This is a genomic window from Bacillota bacterium, assembly GCA_040755295.1.
Taxonomy (GTDB): Bacteria; Bacillota; Desulfotomaculia; order Desulfotomaculales; family Ammonificaceae; genus SURF-55.
On the sequence record JBFMBK010000013.1, the window covers coordinates 62,806 to 79,819 of the forward strand.

20 protein-coding genes and 1 tRNA gene are annotated in these 17,014 nt (G+C 54.5%); 10 read left to right on the forward strand and 11 right to left on the reverse strand.

Annotated features, from left to right (window positions below; all coding sequences use genetic code 11):
- Positions 1-188: 188 nt before the first annotated feature.
- The 5 genes from purE to AB1500_10165 all read right to left on the reverse strand — a co-directional run bounded on the left by purE (position 189) and on the right by AB1500_10165 (position 5,024).
- A complete protein-coding gene (gene purE, locus AB1500_10145) occupies positions 189-689 on the reverse strand; it encodes a 5-(carboxyamino)imidazole ribonucleotide mutase (protein ID MEW6183517.1) in 501 nt (166 codons plus the stop codon).
- Positions 690-817: 128 nt separating this feature from the next.
- The gene (locus tag AB1500_10150) at positions 818-1,597 is read right to left on the reverse strand and encodes an enoyl-ACP reductase (GenBank protein ID MEW6183518.1); all 780 of its coding nucleotides are present in this window, start codon (positions 1,595-1,597) and stop codon (positions 818-820) included.
- A gap of 251 nt (positions 1,598-1,848) precedes the next feature.
- Complete coding sequence (locus AB1500_10155; GenBank protein ID MEW6183519.1) at positions 1,849-2,784, reverse strand: carbohydrate kinase family protein; 936 nt, start codon at positions 2,782-2,784, stop codon at positions 1,849-1,851.
- A 198-nt stretch (positions 2,785-2,982) separates the two neighbouring features.
- On the reverse strand, positions 2,983-3,972 hold the full coding sequence (locus AB1500_10160) for a haloacid dehalogenase-like hydrolase (protein ID MEW6183520.1): 990 nt from the start codon (positions 3,970-3,972) through the stop codon (positions 2,983-2,985).
- A gap of 215 nt (positions 3,973-4,187) precedes the next feature.
- Entirely contained in the window at positions 4,188-5,024 is an 837-nt protein-coding gene (locus AB1500_10165; protein ID MEW6183521.1) for a formyltransferase family protein, read from the reverse strand.
- Positions 5,025-5,343: 319 nt separating this feature from the next.
- Here AB1500_10165 and AB1500_10170 point away from each other — a divergent pair, with 319 nt between their 5' ends.
- The 5 genes from AB1500_10170 to AB1500_10190 all read left to right on the forward strand — a co-directional run bounded on the left by AB1500_10170 (position 5,344) and on the right by AB1500_10190 (position 8,473).
- Positions 5,344-6,042 carry a DJ-1/PfpI family protein gene (locus AB1500_10170; GenBank protein MEW6183522.1) on the forward strand — a complete coding sequence of 233 codons (699 nt, stop codon included), beginning with the start codon at positions 5,344-5,346 and terminating at the stop codon, positions 6,040-6,042.
- Between the two features lie 166 nt (positions 6,043-6,208).
- Positions 6,209-7,156 (forward strand): hypothetical protein, encoded by a 948-nt coding sequence (locus AB1500_10175; GenBank protein ID MEW6183523.1) that lies wholly within the window; start codon positions 6,209-6,211, stop codon positions 7,154-7,156.
- 111 nt (positions 7,157-7,267) lie between these two features.
- Positions 7,268-7,540 (forward strand): EscU/YscU/HrcU family type III secretion system export apparatus switch protein, encoded by a 273-nt coding sequence (locus AB1500_10180; protein MEW6183524.1) that lies wholly within the window; start codon positions 7,268-7,270, stop codon positions 7,538-7,540.
- Positions 7,527-8,015 carry a ribonuclease HI family protein gene (locus tag AB1500_10185; protein MEW6183525.1) on the forward strand — a complete coding sequence of 163 codons (489 nt, stop codon included), beginning with the start codon at positions 7,527-7,529 and terminating at the stop codon, positions 8,013-8,015. Before AB1500_10180 ends, AB1500_10185 begins: the two co-directional genes overlap by 14 nt.
- Before the next feature lie 239 nt (positions 8,016-8,254).
- Positions 8,255-8,473, forward strand: a complete 219-nt coding sequence (locus AB1500_10190; protein MEW6183526.1) for a NifU family protein — start codon at positions 8,255-8,257, stop codon at positions 8,471-8,473.
- 101 nt (positions 8,474-8,574) lie between these two features.
- Here AB1500_10190 and AB1500_10195 read toward each other — a convergent pair whose 3' ends face one another.
- Positions 8,575-8,913, reverse strand: a complete 339-nt coding sequence (locus AB1500_10195; protein ID MEW6183527.1) for a hypothetical protein — start codon at positions 8,911-8,913, stop codon at positions 8,575-8,577.
- 422 nt (positions 8,914-9,335) lie between these two features.
- On the opposite strand from AB1500_10195, the gene AB1500_10200 reads away from it, so the two are divergent.
- Positions 9,336-9,641 (forward strand): helix-turn-helix domain-containing protein, encoded by a 306-nt coding sequence (locus AB1500_10200; GenBank protein MEW6183528.1) that lies wholly within the window; start codon positions 9,336-9,338, stop codon positions 9,639-9,641.
- 130 nt (positions 9,642-9,771) lie between these two features.
- Here the strand turns inward: AB1500_10200 and AB1500_10205 are convergent, their stop codons facing one another.
- Positions 9,772-11,430 carry a GAF domain-containing sensor histidine kinase gene (locus AB1500_10205; GenBank protein MEW6183529.1) on the reverse strand — a complete coding sequence of 553 codons (1,659 nt, stop codon included), beginning with the start codon at positions 11,428-11,430 and terminating at the stop codon, positions 9,772-9,774.
- Between the two features lie 272 nt (positions 11,431-11,702).
- Here AB1500_10205 and AB1500_10210 point away from each other — a divergent pair, with 272 nt between their 5' ends.
- The 4 genes from AB1500_10210 (at position 11,703) to AB1500_10225 (ending at position 13,723) form a co-directional block, all read left to right on the forward strand.
- Positions 11,703-12,293 carry an RNA polymerase sigma factor gene (locus AB1500_10210; GenBank protein ID MEW6183530.1) on the forward strand — a complete coding sequence of 197 codons (591 nt, stop codon included), beginning with the start codon at positions 11,703-11,705 and terminating at the stop codon, positions 12,291-12,293.
- Entirely contained in the window at positions 12,283-12,726 is a 444-nt protein-coding gene (locus tag AB1500_10215; protein MEW6183531.1) for a zf-HC2 domain-containing protein, read from the forward strand. Before AB1500_10210 ends, AB1500_10215 begins: the two co-directional genes overlap by 11 nt.
- A gap of 113 nt (positions 12,727-12,839) precedes the next feature.
- Positions 12,840-13,424: a DUF2953 domain-containing protein gene (locus AB1500_10220; protein ID MEW6183532.1), complete on the forward strand. Its 585-nt coding sequence runs from the start codon at positions 12,840-12,842 to the stop codon at positions 13,422-13,424.
- The gene (locus tag AB1500_10225; GenBank protein ID MEW6183533.1) at positions 13,376-13,723 is read left to right on the forward strand and encodes a spore germination protein GerW family protein; all 348 of its coding nucleotides are present in this window, start codon (positions 13,376-13,378) and stop codon (positions 13,721-13,723) included. Before AB1500_10220 ends, AB1500_10225 begins: the two co-directional genes overlap by 49 nt.
- Before the next feature lie 295 nt (positions 13,724-14,018).
- Here AB1500_10225 and AB1500_10230 read toward each other — a convergent pair whose 3' ends face one another.
- From AB1500_10230 to AB1500_10245, 4 genes are all read right to left on the reverse strand, one after another.
- Positions 14,019-15,308 (reverse strand): MFS transporter, encoded by a 1,290-nt coding sequence (locus tag AB1500_10230; GenBank protein MEW6183534.1) that lies wholly within the window; start codon positions 15,306-15,308, stop codon positions 14,019-14,021.
- A gap of 447 nt (positions 15,309-15,755) precedes the next feature.
- Positions 15,756-15,830: transfer RNA gene (locus AB1500_10235), tRNA-Thr, on the reverse strand.
- 410 nt (positions 15,831-16,240) lie between these two features.
- Positions 16,241-16,675: a DUF1634 domain-containing protein gene (locus AB1500_10240; GenBank protein MEW6183535.1), complete on the reverse strand. Its 435-nt coding sequence runs from the start codon at positions 16,673-16,675 to the stop codon at positions 16,241-16,243.
- 13 nt (positions 16,676-16,688) lie between these two features.
- A partial coding sequence (locus tag AB1500_10245) for a sulfite exporter TauE/SafE family protein (GenBank protein MEW6183536.1) occupies positions 16,689-17,014 on the reverse strand: 326 nt, incomplete at its 5' end.

The window sequence follows — 17,014 nt, forward strand, 5'->3', positions numbered from 1 at the left end:
TCACCTGTATGTTTAGTAGTCGGTAGTCAGAAGTCAGTAATCAGAATATAGAATTTAGGAATCTCGGAACTCGTATTTCTTCTTTCGGATTCTCGACTCGTGACTCGTGACTTTTGACTCGCAACTCGTAACTCGTGACCTGTGACTCCGGTTTCCCCATTCCCCGATCCCAGATTAGGACTAAGGACTTATTTAAAATAGCCTTCGATCCCGAGTTCCTTCAACCGCTCCGATTTCGCGGTTACTTCCAGCCCCACCTTTCCCTTGTACGTCTTTACCTTCTCCCGGACCGCCGGTTCACCTGCGCCTATGATCTGGGCGGCGAGGACACCGGCGTTGAAAGCCCCGTTGAGGGCCACGGCCGCCACCGGCACCCCTTTGGGCATCTGCACGATCGAAAGCAGCGCGTCCAAGCCCCCCAGCGTCCCCCCGGCAATAGGTACCCCTATAACCGGCAGCGGTGTCTGCGCCGCAATCACCCCTGGAAGGTGCGCCGCACCTCCTGCTCCGGCAATAACGACCTTCAGCCCGCGTTCCACCGCCGTCCGGGCGTAGTCACGGACCCGTTCCGGCAGCCGGTGCGCCGAGGCGATTTCTAACTCGTATGGGATGTCGAAAAGTCGAAGGGCCTCTATGGTTCCTTTGATAACCGGCAAATCGGAGTCGCTTCCCACGACGATACCAACCATATTATTACAACCCCGCTTCGAAAAACTTAAAAACCCAAGCGGAAAATCCTCATTTTATGCCGCCTGGGTCAATAGCGCCGCCACATATTTAACTTTACCAAAAATCAGGGGGACATGTCAATTACATCTCATACACCGACAATGTTGAAACCGCAATCCACGAAAATTGTCTCCCCGGTGACCGCACTCGACATGTCCGAGGCCAGAAAAACTCCGACATTACCGATCTCGGCCGGGGTAACATGGCGCCGGAGGGGCGCCCTTTCCTCCACCACTTTCATGAGGCTTGAAAACCCGGAAACCCCTTTCGCGGCAAGTGTCTTAACCGGACCGGCGGAAATGGCGTTAACCCGGATGCCGGAAGGGCCCAGATCCGCTGCAAGGTACCGTACCGATGCCTCCAGCGCCGCTTTTGCCACTCCCATCACGTTGTAGTTCGGCACCGCCCGCTGGGAACCGAGGTAGGTCATCGTAAAAATGCTGCCGCCGCCGGCTTTTTCCATCAGCGATTTTGCCTTTTGGGCGCAAAGACTGAGAGAATACGCGCTTATTTCGAGCGCGGTGTTCCACTGCGCCAGCGACGTGTTATAAAAATACCCGTCGAGAGCTTCCTTCGGCGCAAAGGCCAGGGAGTGTACGAGAATATCAAGGCCTCCCCAATGTTCCGCGATGGTATTAAAAAGAGCATCGACCTGATCCGGTCTGGTCACGTCGCATTCAGTCAAGGGGATGTTGCCGCCAAGGCTCGTTGAAAGTTCCACCACGTATTCCTTCAAACGCTCGCTCTGGTAATTAAACCATAGGTTCGCCTTCTCCCGGTGGAGCGCCTGAGCGATTCCCCAGGCGATGGAACGCTTATTGGCCACTCCGAGGATAAGCGCTCTCTTCCCCGCCACCAACCCTGCCATCTAAACACCGCCTTTTTCGCAATCTCCGGATAAAATCCGCTTATCGAAACATCCCGTTTTCTGTGGGGTGAATACGTGTAAGAAAATGAGGAGTAGGGCCGAATTCGGGAACAGCGTCCTTTATTTACCTTGCAACAACATACCGCATTCACATATTTGTTGTCAAGCAACCGCTGCCGGAGATTGTAAGCGGCTATAAATTTTAGTTACGGCTCATCCGGATCAGGTGTATAGTAGGGATCGGAAGGCATTTAGACCAGCTTTGGGAACGGCAGCGCGAATACCTGTTCGTAGCGTTCACCGGCATTCCTTAATGTGGGAAGCCCTTTCCGGGCGCCCCAATCCTCCACCACGAACGAGGCCGCCACAGCGGCAAAGCGGTGTGACTCCTCCAGCGACCAGCCCTTTGCGCAGCCGTAGACAAAACCCGCGGCAAAGGCGTCCCCCGCCCCTGTCGTATCGACGACGGCCATGCCTACGGCAGGAAGATCATGCAGAGTCGAACCTGCAGCAATCATACTGCCCTCCCCTCCCAGAGTGACCACGACGGTACAGACCCCTTCGTCCAACAGCTTCCGGGAACCCTGCAAAGGATCGTTTCTGCCGGTGAGTTTCTTCATTTCCGGCCGCGCAAGGAAAAGCACCTCACAGCGGTTCAAAAAAGGACGCAGGTCCCTGATTCCCCTGCGTGCGTAAAGCGCCCCGGGAGCAAAACTGAAACGTACGCTCTCGGGCAGGGCCAGGACGAAACTCCGCTGTACGGCGAAGGGTTCTTCGCCGGCAAAAGAGGAGCAGTGCACCCACCCCACCGGCGGGACCAGACCGAGTCGCAGCTCGTCAAGACAGACGGCTGTGTTGGCGCCGGGGGAAACGTACAGCGCCCGCTGTCCCTTTTTATCCACGAAGCCGAGGATTCGACCGGTGTGTAATCCGTTTTTGACAACGACCGCCCTGGTGTCGACGCCGGAAGAAATAAGAGACTCCATTACCAGTGCGGCGTCGTCATCATCGCCGACCGCGCCCGCAAATCCGGCCGGCAGGCCCAGTTTCGCCAGGGCGCAGACGGTGTTTGCGGCGGAACCCCCGGGCTGTCTTCCCACCGGACGGCAGCAACTTTCGCCGTCGGTGACCAGCTCATCGGCGTCAAAGATATAATCAACGTTAAGCGCGCCACAGCCTAAGATCATTCTACCGCATCCTTATCCAAGATAACTATTCTGGCCCCCGAGGGGCGCGGCGATAAGCAACGCATTGCTGCGTCAGCGCGGCGAAGCCGAATCCTCACGTACGTACTCAGTACGCTCCGGTTCTTCTCCGCCGGTCTTCCTTGCACTGCATAACTTCTCGCCGCGTTCCGAAAATGTTAGGTGACGTCTCGACAGTTACTATCCAAGTTTCGCGGCCTGTCCGCGTATTTTACGGCGAAACCGCTTGTGGACTTCAACGACCCCACTGTAATCCTTTAAAGAAAGAAGCCAGTTATAGACCGGACCTTCCTCACCGGCAACTTGTTCCGCCAGTTCCTCAACCGTATGCATGGCATTTGCCCTTCCGCCGTCCAAAAAGGCCTCCACGACGGGAAGGACGGCACGAAGGTCCACGGCCGCGACCCCGCACGTGCCAAAGGGAACCGCATATTCGTTCCCGTTAAAAACGATGGAAAGCCCGCCCGCTTCCTCCACCGCGGCCAGCATCTTAAAATCCGTAATGCTGTCCCCCACGGCTATCAGCCGCGCGGGTTCCGCCCGGAATGCCCGGGCAAAACGGGTAAGGGCCGCTGTTTTACGAGCCCCGCCGACCACCTGCACCTGCTGCACCAGTTTCCCCACCGATCTGGACGGCAGATCGTTCCAGAAAAATTCGTCGCACAGGCGATTAATCCGCTCTTCTTCGGCAAGCGGTACGGCGAGCAGCTTTCGCTGCACATCCAGCACGAACGCGCGGTCCTCCTCGGTCATTTGTGAGCGCATCTCGTTAACGGGGAGGAGGGTACAGGCCACCCGGTCCGCCGGGACGCCCACCCGGCCTGCGATACCGTGTGCATGCTGGCAGTAGCTCGTGGAAATTACGACGACCGGCAAACCGCGCTGCTGCAGAGCCTGAACCGCCTCCCGGGCGCCGGGGACCAACCCCGCACGCGCCGTGGCGTTCCGGATATCGGCTTCATCGATCCGGTTGGCTAGTAAAAAGGGGACAATAAGCGTCAGGGTATCCCCAGGCTCGTACCCCTTCCGGCCGCGGAGCGTCAGGACATCGTCATAGCGGCTCAGGCGCTCGAACAACCCGTATCCTTCCGGTACGCGCCCCATTACCTCGTAAGCGTTATCTTGAGGCGACAGGGGACCCTCAAGGTCAAAAGCGATCATAAACGGCATCTTCCACATCACCTTTGGAAAGCATTCAGGTAACTTAACCCGGACAAGCCGGAACCAAAAATATTTCACCACAGAGGCACTGAGTTCACAGAAAACAGAAATATCAAGACTAATATAAAATGAATATGCCTATTTGGTCTTTCTCCCTCCGTGTGCTCTGTGTCTCTGTGGTTATTTCTTCTTGCCATTTTGCATAGATCACTGCGTCAAAGACCCTAATAAACGGACGTTAAAAGCCCCTCTACTTCCGCGCTCACATCGACCCCCGGAGAAGGGGTTCCGCTAAGAAATACCCTCCCGTTCGCCACTTTGACGGCGCCGTGCGCGAGTTTCTGGAGAGTCGCCAGGATCAGGGGAACCTCGCGCGCAAACTCATGACGCCGGATCATCTGAAACAACGGGTTGGTTTCACCGTCGCTGCGAATAATCTGCGCCAGCGATTCATGCTGACGCCGCCAGGCTAATTCCGCCCATAAAGCATCGAACTCAGGAGAAGTAAGAGGAAACCGGCAGTACGCGACCGGCGGCCCCTCGTCAAGCTCAGGGGTGACAAGATGAATCATCGCCCCCGCCTCCCCCGCCTTCTGCCCGATCAACTGCCAGATCACTTCCTGCCAGGTGCCTTTGGGCCCTCCGGGCAGAGCCGGATGCAGGTTGAGCATCGTGTGTCTCAAGCACATCTCGGCGCTGACAACCAGCATGTACCCGGCAAGGAAAGAAAAGGCGACCTCGAAGGAATCAATGCGCTTCAGGACCTCCGTGTGGTATCTGTCGCGCCACAGCGCGAGTGCCTCGTCGTCGCCGCCGAGCCCCCGCCGTCGCAGGCCCGGCTCAAAACACCGGGACGAGAAAGTGACCGGTCGCAGCCCGTACGTCTTCACCAGACGCAGGAAGGAATCGCTTTCGACGCCCTCCCCTTCTTCGCGGTTGGAAAAGACGAAGGCGATTTCCAAAGGCAACTCACCCGATTCAACGGCTTTCACCACGACTTGAAGCAGCTGTCCGGCTGCCGTGTCACGTCCGGTGGAAAACCAGCCGATGCGAAGACCCATAAGCACACTCCTGTTTTGTGACTATTCAGACACAAGTTTCCGGTCTGAAGTTATCCAAATACTCAGTGAGTAATCACTCCGATTGACAGTAACGGCATCCATTAACCGACCTGCATTACCGGCTTCCGACTTCTGACTTCTGGCTACTGGATTCTGACCCCGAATAGATACCCTGATTCAACACTCTCATAGCTTCATTTTCACTGGAAACCGCGAACATTGTCAAGCTCTGCAAGTTCGTTACCCGCATAAATTAAACACCCAAACAGCAGGAAATACTCCTGCCGACCGTGAATCCCCAAATCAGGAGGGGTTGCAGGTGCGAAAAAGGACTAATACCTTAAGTTTGCTTCTCCTTGCTCTTCTGCTGCTTGTTTGTTGCGGCTTCGGCGGCTGTTTGGCAAATGCACCCTCGCTTAAAGAGGAACCGCCGTCAAAGGCAGCACCCCCGGCCACCGGGTCGGACCGACTTCCCGAACAGACCTCTTCCGCCAAACAAGCAAAGGTTCTTATAGTTATTGCGCAGTCGTCGTTCCGGGATGAAGAATATCGAATACCCCGTGAGATCCTCGAAAAAATCGGACGTTCGGTTTCGGTCGGTTCGGCGAAACACGAAACCGCCCGGGGGACCGGCGGGCTGGCGGTTAAACCGGACCTCACGCTTGCCGAAGCCCGCGGCGGTGACTTCGCCGCCGTGATTTTTGCCGGCGGTCCCGGCGCCGAACAGTACTTCAAGGACCCCGAAGCACATCGCCTGGCCCTTGAAGCATTAAATTCGGGTGGAGTTGTCGGCGCCATTTGCCTCGCTCCCGGGATCCTGGCTGAAGCGGGACTTCTAGAAGGGAAGAAATGTACCGCCTACCCGTCCGAAAAGCAACACCTCCTGGCAAAAGGCGCGCTCTATTCCGGGAAGGACGTTGTGGTGGACGGAAGGATCGTCACGGCCAACGGGCCGCAACGCGCCCGCGCTTTCGCCGACGCCGTGGTCGGACTTCTTGGGGCACTTGTACCCGATTAAGCTTGGCGCTTTGAATACTTGTGAAAACGTAGTAAAATAAGTAAAAGCCGAATGGATTTAAAAGACTTTCAGACAGACGTTTGGAAATACCGGCCCCTACATACCGACTTGCGACGCGCAAACCGCAGCTCAAGATTTCTAACTTCTTTAGAGGACGGTGGCTGCCGTGGTAATATCCGGAGTCAACCGCGTAACGCTCCAGTCCGGTGCAGCCCTGCGGCTTCCCTGGCACCTCCGTGCGGGGCAGATGGTTCTGGTCGAAATGCTGGCGATAACCGGTCCCGAGGCGGTTGTACGCGTCGCCGGGCAAACGTTTAATGCCCGGGGTGAATTGCCTTCCGCCGCGGCGAACTTCTGGGCGCTTGTTGAAGAAATCAACGGGGATACGCTGAACCTGAGGCGGTTGTCTTCCGGCGTCACGGAAGAGCTGTTCCCTGAGGACATCGCCCGACTCCTTGATCTGCCCGCGGATAAAGACACGGTGCGGCTGCTCGGGGAAATGCTTAAGAAGGGTTTGCCGTTGGAACGCCAGATGATCCTTCGGTTTCTGGCTGAGGGCAAGGCGCTTCCAGAGAACGAAAGGGATGCGTTTTGGGCGGCCAGACTGTACCTTGAAACCCTGGACCTGCGTGAGGCCCCCGAGAAATTCCGCTTGGCGGTTGATTATTTACTACAGCGCAATGACGCCGCGCCCCAGGGGCAAGAAGCCCTGAACAGCGCCCAGGCGCTCATACCCGGTCAGGAACTTCTGCGTTTTTTTACCTTTACGGGCCGAGAGGTTTTCGGAGAGCTATACGTGATTTACAAGGACGGGAACGCCGAATCCCAGGGGACGACAGCGGGACTGGCCATACAGGTCAACAGCCCCCGCCTCGGACAGACCTGGGTATATCTCGAAGAGAGCCTCGACGGCCTGACGGTCAGGGTGGTTGTAGCCGGTGAACAATTCCTTCAGCCGGCATCGGCTACCGTTGAAACCCTGAGTGAAAAACTGACGGCCCTGGGATACCGGGTAAATCAGGTGACGGCTGTCGCCCGGATGGTGCGGGACGTTTTCGACCTGATAAAACCGTCTGAGGCGCCCGGGTACCGGTCGTTGAACACGGTGGTCTGAATACGAGTTGCGAGTCTTATGAAAGTCCTGGGTCCAAAGTCAAAAGTCCTTGAATCGGGAAATACCGGAACGGTGAGTTGGGGCAATTCAAATAATTCAAGGAGCATACGCGTGGACGAAGAAAATAAAATGGCGGCGGCACTGTCCTACGACCCGGAAAAAGATTCAGCACCGCAGGTTGTGGCGGTAGGGCGCGGGCTTCTGGCCGAGTTGATTGAAAACGTGGCCAGGGAAAGCGGCGTGCCGGTTTATCATGACGAGAAGCTGGCTTTCACCCTTACCGGTCTCGGACTGGGGCAGGAAATACCACCCGCCCTTTACCGGGCCGTGGCCGAAGTGATCGCCTGGGTCTACAACCTGGAGCAAAAGGTTGCCGGCCGCTGACATGACCGAAAAGTCCATACGTTATTTTCTAAACATAGACGGTGCCAGCAGGGGTAATCCGGGCCCGGCTTCGGCCGCGATGGTTGTCCGTGACGAATCCGGAGCCGTGCTGCTGACAAAGAGTAAAACCCTCGGAGTAACCACCAACAACGTGGCCGAGTGGTCGGCCCTGGAAGGCGCCGTCAAAACCCTCATATACTTCGCTCTACGCCAGGGAAAGGTTGAAGCGATCATCCGTTCCGATTCGGACCTTGTCGTAAAGCAGTTCAACGGACGGTTTAAAATCCGCGACCCTGAGCTTCAACTAATCGCCGCCCGGGTAAGGGACCTCCTTTCCAAACAACCAAACCTGAGCGTGAAGGTAGTCCACATCCCCCGTGAGCAAAACCATCTTGCCGACAAAGCTGCAAACAAAGCCCTTGACAAGGCGCGAGAAAGCAATACACTGGAGAAAGATGGGTTCAAGGATTCATAGTGCCGGACTCGAGGGAAGAGAAACGTCTCACCTTTAACGAATAACCGCGTAACCTTTCTGTAAAGGCTAGAAAAAGGAGCGATACATACCTTCGACGGAGTTTGCCGCACCACTAAAGGCGGCGCCGCGAAGGATCAGAATAGCGGTGATTCGGGCGGCTTTATACCGCAGTAAAACCCGCTTTCGTTCCTTAGACTTAGAACTTAGAACTGTGAACTATTATCCAAGGAGGAATTCTCGTGAAAGAAAGAATAGAAGCCGCGCTCGCCCAGATTAGACCATTCCTTCAGCGTGACGGCGGTGACGTGGAACTGGTAACGGTTGAGGACGGCGTGGTTAAGGTTCGCCTGAAAGGAGCCTGCGGCGGCTGCCCGATGGCTACAATGACTTTGAAACAAGGCATTGAACGTACCCTGAAGCAGGTCGTCCCCGAGGTAAAAGAGGTAGTATCCGTCTAACCCCGGATCACCTGTAAAAAGGCGAGGAACAATCGCTCCTCGCCATTTTGTTCGTTACCGAACCGACCTTGAAGCTGTAACGGTTCGCATATGGGTACATTTTAATGAGTCGTCGGCATAAACCAGGCCTTTATCGCCTCGTTATCTTCCTTTTCAGTTGCTTCGTCGGTCTCTAATTTTTGAACGCTTATCGCGGCTATATCCATTAGTTTAAGAGTTGCGTGACAGAGTTCCGCCACGCCGCAATTGTTTTGTTCCATCACCTCAAGTAATCGAGCCACTACATGCTCTTCGAAAGCCTGGTTAAATGTCTTCCATGCATCCTCACGCTGCTCCTCCGGAAGGCTTTCCGTAACCGAAAGGTATGCATGAATGCTGCCCTGAACCGTAAAAAAAAGTTTATCTATGAATGACTGCATTAATGTTTTAAAATCCTGCATTTCTACCCTCCCTTTCTAAGTGAGGCGCTCAGGCAGTGATTTCGTCGGTAGTTAATCGCAACCGTCAAGACCTTTTTATATTCCACCCTCTCACCGCTGCCGTGCACATGTCCTGGACAGAGTGCAACTGCTTCAAAAAAATTCTTTACAGTCATTACCTGCCCGCCAGTACAGTATTTATATGTATCCCATACACGAATGGTTAACCCGCATATTCCCGTTAAGTCCCCGGTATGCGCCTTCGCGCACTTTGTGGACCCTTCCAGGCAGCCCATACCATATCTTGAAACCTGCAGGAACAACTCGTATTGAGTAGAAGCGGGGCATGTGATATGCTCGGTTTAAGCGGTAATGGAATAAACAGGTGCCGCAGAAAGGTACCCGGAAAGGACGTGTAATTCAAAAAAGAGGAGGGGATCGCCATGGCCGCATCCAGGAGTGAGCTCCACCGGTTGGTGGACGTGCTGCCGCAAAAGGAAATCCTGGCCGCCAAACGGTTCCTCGAGTTTTTGTTGGGCAGGCAGGGAAAGGAACTTACCCCCAAGGAACTTGCCGAAAGACTGAACACCACACCTATGAGAATCAGAAAGCTTCTCAGGGAAGGGAAGTTGCCCGGTAGGAAAGTAGGACAGGAGTGGTGGGTCAGGGAGCACGACCTTGAAGATTTCCTTGACCCCGACGCATACTGCCGGGCGAAAGGGCTCGGCTCCGGCTGCGACACCGGTTAGGGTCATACCGACGACTCCCAAAACGAGACCGTGCACCTGGACCCAAGGGTTAACCTACTGAAGCGATAAAACCTAAAAGGCTTTTCGCCGTTACAGCGACGTAATAAGACGCCTGCGGTGTTTTTTACCGCTATGCTCTTGGAATCGTTACGGTCAATCGGGTACCTTTACCCGGGGCAGAATCGATAACTAAAGTGCCCAGCACCAATTCGACCCTCTCCCGCATGCCTTCCAGCCCAAACCCACCTTTTAATCTTTGCTTCATTGATTTATCTATGCTTTGGGGGTCAAACCCCTTGCCGTCGTCGGCAACAGACAGCTTTATACTGTCCGGTTCGATACCAAGGCCGACCTCCACCAGCTTCGCTTCCGCATGCTTATTGATGTTTGTGCACGCTTCGATAATAATCCGGTATAACGTAGACGTGAGGTAATACTCGAGTCCCGAATCGCCCCCCGAATGGGCGAACAGAACCTTTATACCCGTCTCCTGCTTAAAGAAAGAAAAATGGTTCTCCAGGGCTTGAAACAGCCCCGCTTCAAGGGAAGACGGTTTCAGGTCGTAAATTATTCTACGCATATCCTTCGCCGTTAGAATCACCTGATCGTTCAATTCGTCCAGCGCCGTGGACAGTTCATGCAACATGTTACGCTGCAGGCACTTCTTTAGAATCTCTATCTTTAAAGAACATCCCGACATGGATTGAGCCGGACCGTCGTGTATGTCCCGGGCGATTCTCTTTCTTTCCTCTTCATGCGCTCGTAAAATCCTTTCGCTCAACCTGTGAAGCTTTTCATTCTGATGCCGGTATTGTTCAAGAAGGACTTCCATATCGCTGTACAACAAGCTGTTCTCCAGGGCGACCGCGGCCTGCCCGGCCAGAGAAAAAATAATCATTTCGTCCCTGGATTCGAACGGAATGATCTCCTCCCCGTGTCTTTTGTTGGTCAGCTGGATAACTCCTAAAACCCGGTTGTTATGGTCCTTCATGGGTACCGACAGGATCGACCTGGTCCTGTATCCCGTGATCTCGTCAAAGTGACGGTTAAAGCGGTAGTCCAGGCTGGAATGAATGTTATACGCATCCCCTATCCGGACAGGTTGTCCGGTCAGCACGGTATACCCGGCAATGCTTTCCCGGGAGATCGGGAGCGTCAGTGCTTCGATGTCTGCATCAATGCCGTCGTTCTTCGCCGTAACAAGCGTAAGCCTTTTACCGCCTGCTTCTCCGCCTTGGTAAGTCGACCATTTTTCATCATCGCCGTCTTTAACCAGAAATATACTCCCGCCGTCCGAAGAAGTGAGCTCCATACAGGCGTCAACTATTTTTTCGAGAAGCGTTCGGGTGTCTTTCTCGGCGGAGAAAACCTTTCCTATGTTGTATAACTCCTTGAGTTCCGATTCGAGGGATCTCTGACGGATCTGGCAGGCGATATCCCTCCTCAGTATTTCGAGAAAGCGCCGGGTTTCAAGCGCGTTGCTGCAGTCTATAACATCGTAGCTGTGGATCATGGTGTTGGGGATCTCCGACGGTTTGTCCTCCAGCGCGATCCAAAGGCGGTTGCCCGGCTCGGAAGGGAGGAGGAGAGCAGCAGGCACCTGCTCAAGAAGAGCGCGTTCCGCAAAAACAACCGCAAGGCCGGTCGGCTTTACATCAGACAACTCCGCGTTCAGCGTTACCAAATCCGATACTACGCATATATCCGGATATATCTCTTGTAAAGCGTTCAAACAGCCTGTGAAGGCTTCAATGGATTCGACAAAAAACATGGCCTTGAAATTGACCATAGACAACCTTCCTTCCCGGTCCGTCTCAGAAAAAAAGGTACTTTCTTTCGAAACAGGTACTTATAACATTATATCATGATACCCGTTGATGGGAATCGGGTCGACCCAAACCCGCAACCTGTGCACCGTCGACCAGAATTTTTAAAATGAGGATAACGGTGATAACAGCTTTCTTACTTATTGTTTTAAATTATTGAAACTTTTTTTCTACAACCGGTGTAATAACTATAAGGACGACAAAAGTACTTTTCGGGAAACGGAGCGGCTTTGTTTTGGACGTTGACGACAGCCGATTGATAGTTCAATGCCGTAACGGTGAAGAAGAAGGGTTCCGGTTGCTGCTTGGGCGCTACGAAGCTTACATCTACCGTCTGTGCCGCCGGTTGACCGGTCATCCGGAAGACGCCCTGGAATTGACCCAGGAGGTTTTTCTGAAAATCGTTACCGGACTGGAAGGTTTCCAGGTTAACCGCCCTTTTAAACCCTGGCTGCGCCGGCTGACGGTCAATACCTGTATTAATTTCTTGCGCAGCCGGGGCCGGGAAGTGCTTATCCTGGACGAGCCCGCCGGCTCAAACCCTTCCCGGGTGACGCCGGCCGCGCCCGTCAAGACCGATCCGCAGGTCCGGGCCGAATGGATAGAAACATGCCTGACACTCCAGTCGGCTATAGAACGGCTGCCGCCCCCGCACCGCCTCGTATTGGTCTTACGCCACCAGGAAGAAATGAACTACCAGGAGATCGCCGAAGTTACGGGGCTGCCGCTGGGAACCGTTAAAACCTATCTCTTCCGGGCGCGCGGGAAACTGCGGCAATTATTAAGCGATGCCTACGGTTGGGAGGAGACCGAAAATGAATTGTGATCATGAACGGTTACAGGCTTATCTTGACGGGGCGCTTACAGACAGCGAACTCTGCGAGCTGAAAGGGCATCTGGCTGAATGCCGCGCCTGCCGCCGGGAACTCTCGCGCCTGAAGCTCTTGTGGTCGGAACTGTCTCAACCGGAAGAAATCCCCCTCCCGCCGGAACTGCCTTATTTACGTCAACAGGCGGTCACGGTCGTAAGGCGCACCCGGGAGGAGCAGGCGGAAAAATACCTTGGCTTCTGGGAAATACAGCGGCTGGCATGGAGCCCGCTCGGCCTTTCTGCGGCGTACCTGCCGGGATCCCGGCAGGTTGTGAACCTTGTCAGGGCAACCGGCAAGGCGGCGCCGGGGCTGCTTCAAAGCTCCATCAAAGCCGCCGCGCGCCTGCCCCATTTAGGACAGCGCGGGAAAGGGCGTGACCGGCGCTGAGCGCCTTTCTCTGGTTCACATGTGTCATCCTGGCGGTCATAGCCCTCCTGAGTGTTCCGTTATCCTTCAGGGCGGAAATCAACCGTGTCGGAGGGACGACCGGTCGCGTAGAGGTGGCCTGGGCATGGGGCCTGATATCGGTGCAGGCCGTTTTTCATAAAGCAAAACCCGACCTTTTCTTAAAGTTGGGCGGGTGGACGAAGCGTATCCGGGAAAGACCGAAAAAGAGGCGTAAACCCAAGGAAACAAACAAACGCAAGGAAGCCGGTCTCGCCGCTTGCTTTCGGATTGCCTCTGCCGGACGGTATTTGGACAGCCGGGCGTTAAAAGAAGGTGTCGGTTTTGCCCTCCGCATTGCACGATCTCTGCGTTTAAAACTTGCGATCGAGGGGGAATACGGTACGGGCGACCCGGCGATGACCGGGTATATCTCCGGTATGGTGGCTATAGTGAACGGAACCCGGGAACGTTTACAACTGCGCCCGAACTATACGGATGAGGTTTTGGATGTCCAGGGTAAAATCCGCGGAAGGCTTATTCCGGCCCAAATCCTGGGCCTGACCGGATGCTTCTTGCTGAAAGCGCCGGTCCGGCGGCTCTGGTGGGCCGGGCTGCGAACAAAAGTTAAAAACATAAGGAGGTCAAAAGGATGTTCAAAGAAAACGTTGAAACCATTGTCACCCAACTGGAAAAGCTGATCACCACCAGAACCATAGTCGGAGAGCCAATCACAAGCGGCAACGCGACCATCCTCCCCATTGTCTCCACGAGTTTCGGCTTTGGAACGGGGAGTGGGGAAGGCGGCGACGCCTCAAAGGGAAGCGGCAAGGGTGACGGCGGAGGGGTAGGCGCCGCCGTAAGACCAACGGCGCTGGTCATCATGCAGGAAGGAGATATCAAGGTATACTCCCTGGCCAAAAAAGGCACCCTCGAAAAGCTTACTGAATTAATCCCGGAAGTGATGGCCAAGTTCCGGAAAGACAACGCACCGGAATAACTCTAAAAGCGCCTTTTCGGTGCGCTCATGCCGGTATAAGTTAAAGAAACCCTGCCCCATGACGGGAACAGGGTTTCTTTTTGGAGAAATAAAGAAGGGAGATATCATTTCGCCCGACATCTCCCTTAAACCGGTGAAGGCATGAGCCTTGGCCTCTTCCCGGACCCACTATCGATTTGTAAACTTAATAACATCGTACCTTAAATGACATGGTTTGTCAAGAAACGACAGCAAATATTTTGTGTAATTTTTATCTTATGTTAATAAAAAACATCGCATGGGTAATTATAAACGGTTAATTCGTACCGGATAGGGCCGCGATCCTCTTTTCGGAAACCAGAAGGCTGAACAATACCAGACAAATCATCAGAAAGGCGGCGCAGATGAAAAAAGGAGCGGCCGGCGCTACGCTGTCGTAAAGGAGACCTCCCACGCCGGGGCTGATGGCAAAGCCGAGGCTCTGCATCGTTCCGATGGCGGCGATAGCGGCGCCCCGGCGTCCGCCGGGGGCAACAATGCTTGACAGAGCGGTCCAGGCGGGCGTGCCCAATACATAGGCGACTTCGAGGACGGCAACCAGGGCCTGCCACGCAATGAGGCGTTTTGTAACGGGCATCAGGAAAATGACGAGGGCGGCCGCAAGGTAAGCATAACGGACGGCACGCGGTTTACCGACGTGATCTGCGGCCCTCCCAAGGGGAATGGCAAGAACAGCAATTATAATCACCGGGAATAGAAAGATCTGCCCGATTTCGGCCTGGGTGAAACCCACCTGCTCCCGGCAGTACAGCACGAAAACCGGCACCAGGAGCCCAATGCCGAACTGCTGTATGAGCGATATAAAAAGCATCGCGGCCAGGATGGGCTGACTAATGAGTTCGCTTACGTTTTTAAGGAGATCCGCCTTTCTGAAGGTGAAGCGCCGCCGCGCCTTCACGGTGTTATTCTTGGATACGTCAGAAAGGGGATTGTCTGCGACAGCCCGGGAGGAGCCGCTTTTCTCGGGGTTTTGGCTCTTTAACGACCGTACGGTCGTTTTCTTTCGGGGTGAACCCGGAAGGGTAATGAACGCGGTTAAAACCGCGAAGGCCAGGATTACCGTGGCCAGGTAAAACGCGGTCGTATTCGTGCCCGATGCATGATTGGCAAACGTCCCGAGCGCCGGGGCAAGCCCGAAGGCTGTAAGATAGGACATGTTAAAGACGGTCATGGCCTGAGCGCGGTTTTCCGGTGCGACCAGGTCGGCGGTAAGCGCGGCCAAAGCGGGCCAGAAAGCCGCCACGCCGGCGCCGTTCAACACCTGGATCATAGTAAAGGATACCGGGTGGTGCAGCAGGGTCATCAAATAAGGCACCGGCAGGCAAAAAAGAAGACCCGCCGTAATGGCGAATCGGCGCCCGAGACGGTCGCTTACAAACCCGAAAGGCGTCTTGACCAGTGTCTCACTGGCGGCGTATGCGCCGAAAATAAGACCGATCAGACCGGCGTTAAAACCGAGGTTCTCCTTCAGGTACAACGGCAGTACCGGAATGACCATCGATTGGCCGGCTGTAGCCAGAAGTGCCACGGCCCCGATGCTTATCATGCACGGATACTCTTGTAAAATGCTGTAGTAACTAAAAAACCGGCCTAGGCCCCGCAAAGAATCTCCTTCTCCGTTTTCGCGGCCGCCACAAGGGTAAAAAACCATAGCGAGCCCATTACGGCGGCAGTCCTTATTTAAATCAATAAAGGACTTCTCCTAAATTATAGTCGGTCGGGGGTGTAGTGTGGCGAATTTCTTTAATCTGTCGGAGTCAGCAACATAAGTTAACATAACATAAAGAAAGCGTAGCTTTTAATTAAGCCGATTCTCCGAAGGAAGTATCCGGATGAGAAGCCCGGCAGCTTATTCCACCATCACCGCCATCGATTCCACCGCCCTGATAATCATGGTCCATAGGTAGTGTTTACCCCTAACCGGCAAGAAAAGTGTCTCGGCAACGATTCAACAAAAAAGCCTTCGGGGTAAATCCCGAAAGCCTTAGTATTCTGGAGCTGGTGGTCGGATTTGAACCGACGACCTGCGCATTACGAGTGCGCTGCTCTGCCACTGAGCCACACCAGCTTAGGAGAGTGTTGCAAAACAAACAAAATCGGTAGAAAACTAACCTAACGGTTTTCAGTAGTTAAACGTAGTAAATGTCCCGGAGGCTAAAAACGGATGTCGGATGCAGGATGCCAGAGGTCTGAACCAGTAGAAATTCGCTACGCGAATTTTCCTTTAAAATTTTCTGACTTCAGACTTCTGGTTTCCGACTTCTGAAACAGACAGGTACCGTTTTGCAGCAGCCTCTTAAGTCCTTTTCTATCTTAGCGAAACAGCGGCCGCCTTGTCAAGGCTGCAATACAGTGAGGCCATGAGGAATAGACCCATACGATCTTGCGATCTTGGGCGTGGCTTTGCAGCGGCTTCAAGAAAAAGAGCCGGGTTCGCCGGCTCTTTTAGTCATCCTTACCGATCGCGAAGCTTTTTCCTCAGTGACCGCCGCCGCCGACGACACCTGCCGCAGCCAGCGAGAGAACAATTATTTCTGCAATCAGCAGAAGCGCGTAAATGTTGTCTTTCTTACGTATGTACGCCGGTAACAGCACCAGGTAACCAAGGATTGTCAAGAGCGAGAGCAGGGCGATGCCGATAAAGTTCATGTAGTCGCCTTTGCCGAGGTAACTAACCCAACCCCAGCCCGTCGGCGCTCCCGTGGCGGCTACGTACTCATGGGCTTTCCCAAGCCAGAGCGACGGGATCTGTTCCGGCGGAATCAACGGTTTGACCATTCCGCTCACGTACAACAGAAAGGTTATCACTAAAAGAACTATGCCGGTAATCATTCCCACGTTGAGAATGTTGGCGTACATTACTTGTTCCGGCGCGGCCTCGGCCGGTTTCTTTTCCAATTGTGGCACTGCCATGTTATTCACCCCCCTACTGCGACAGAAGTTTGATGCCGTCGTACAAAGGCTTGGTGCCGGCAACAAACAACATAATGATAACAATCCACCGCACGGCCTTCGGCTTGGTTACCGCAAGAAGACGGACTCCCAACAGGGAGCCGAGCATGATGCCGATGACCGAAGGCACCACAATCAGGGGCAGACAGGCGCCGGAATTAAGATAAACCCAGGCGGCCGAGGTGTCGGTGATGGACAGCAGGAACTTGCTGGTCGCCACCGAGATCTTAAGCGGCGCGCCCATCAGGAGGTTCAACACCGGAACGTTCGCCCAGCCGGCGCCGAGACCGAACATCCCGG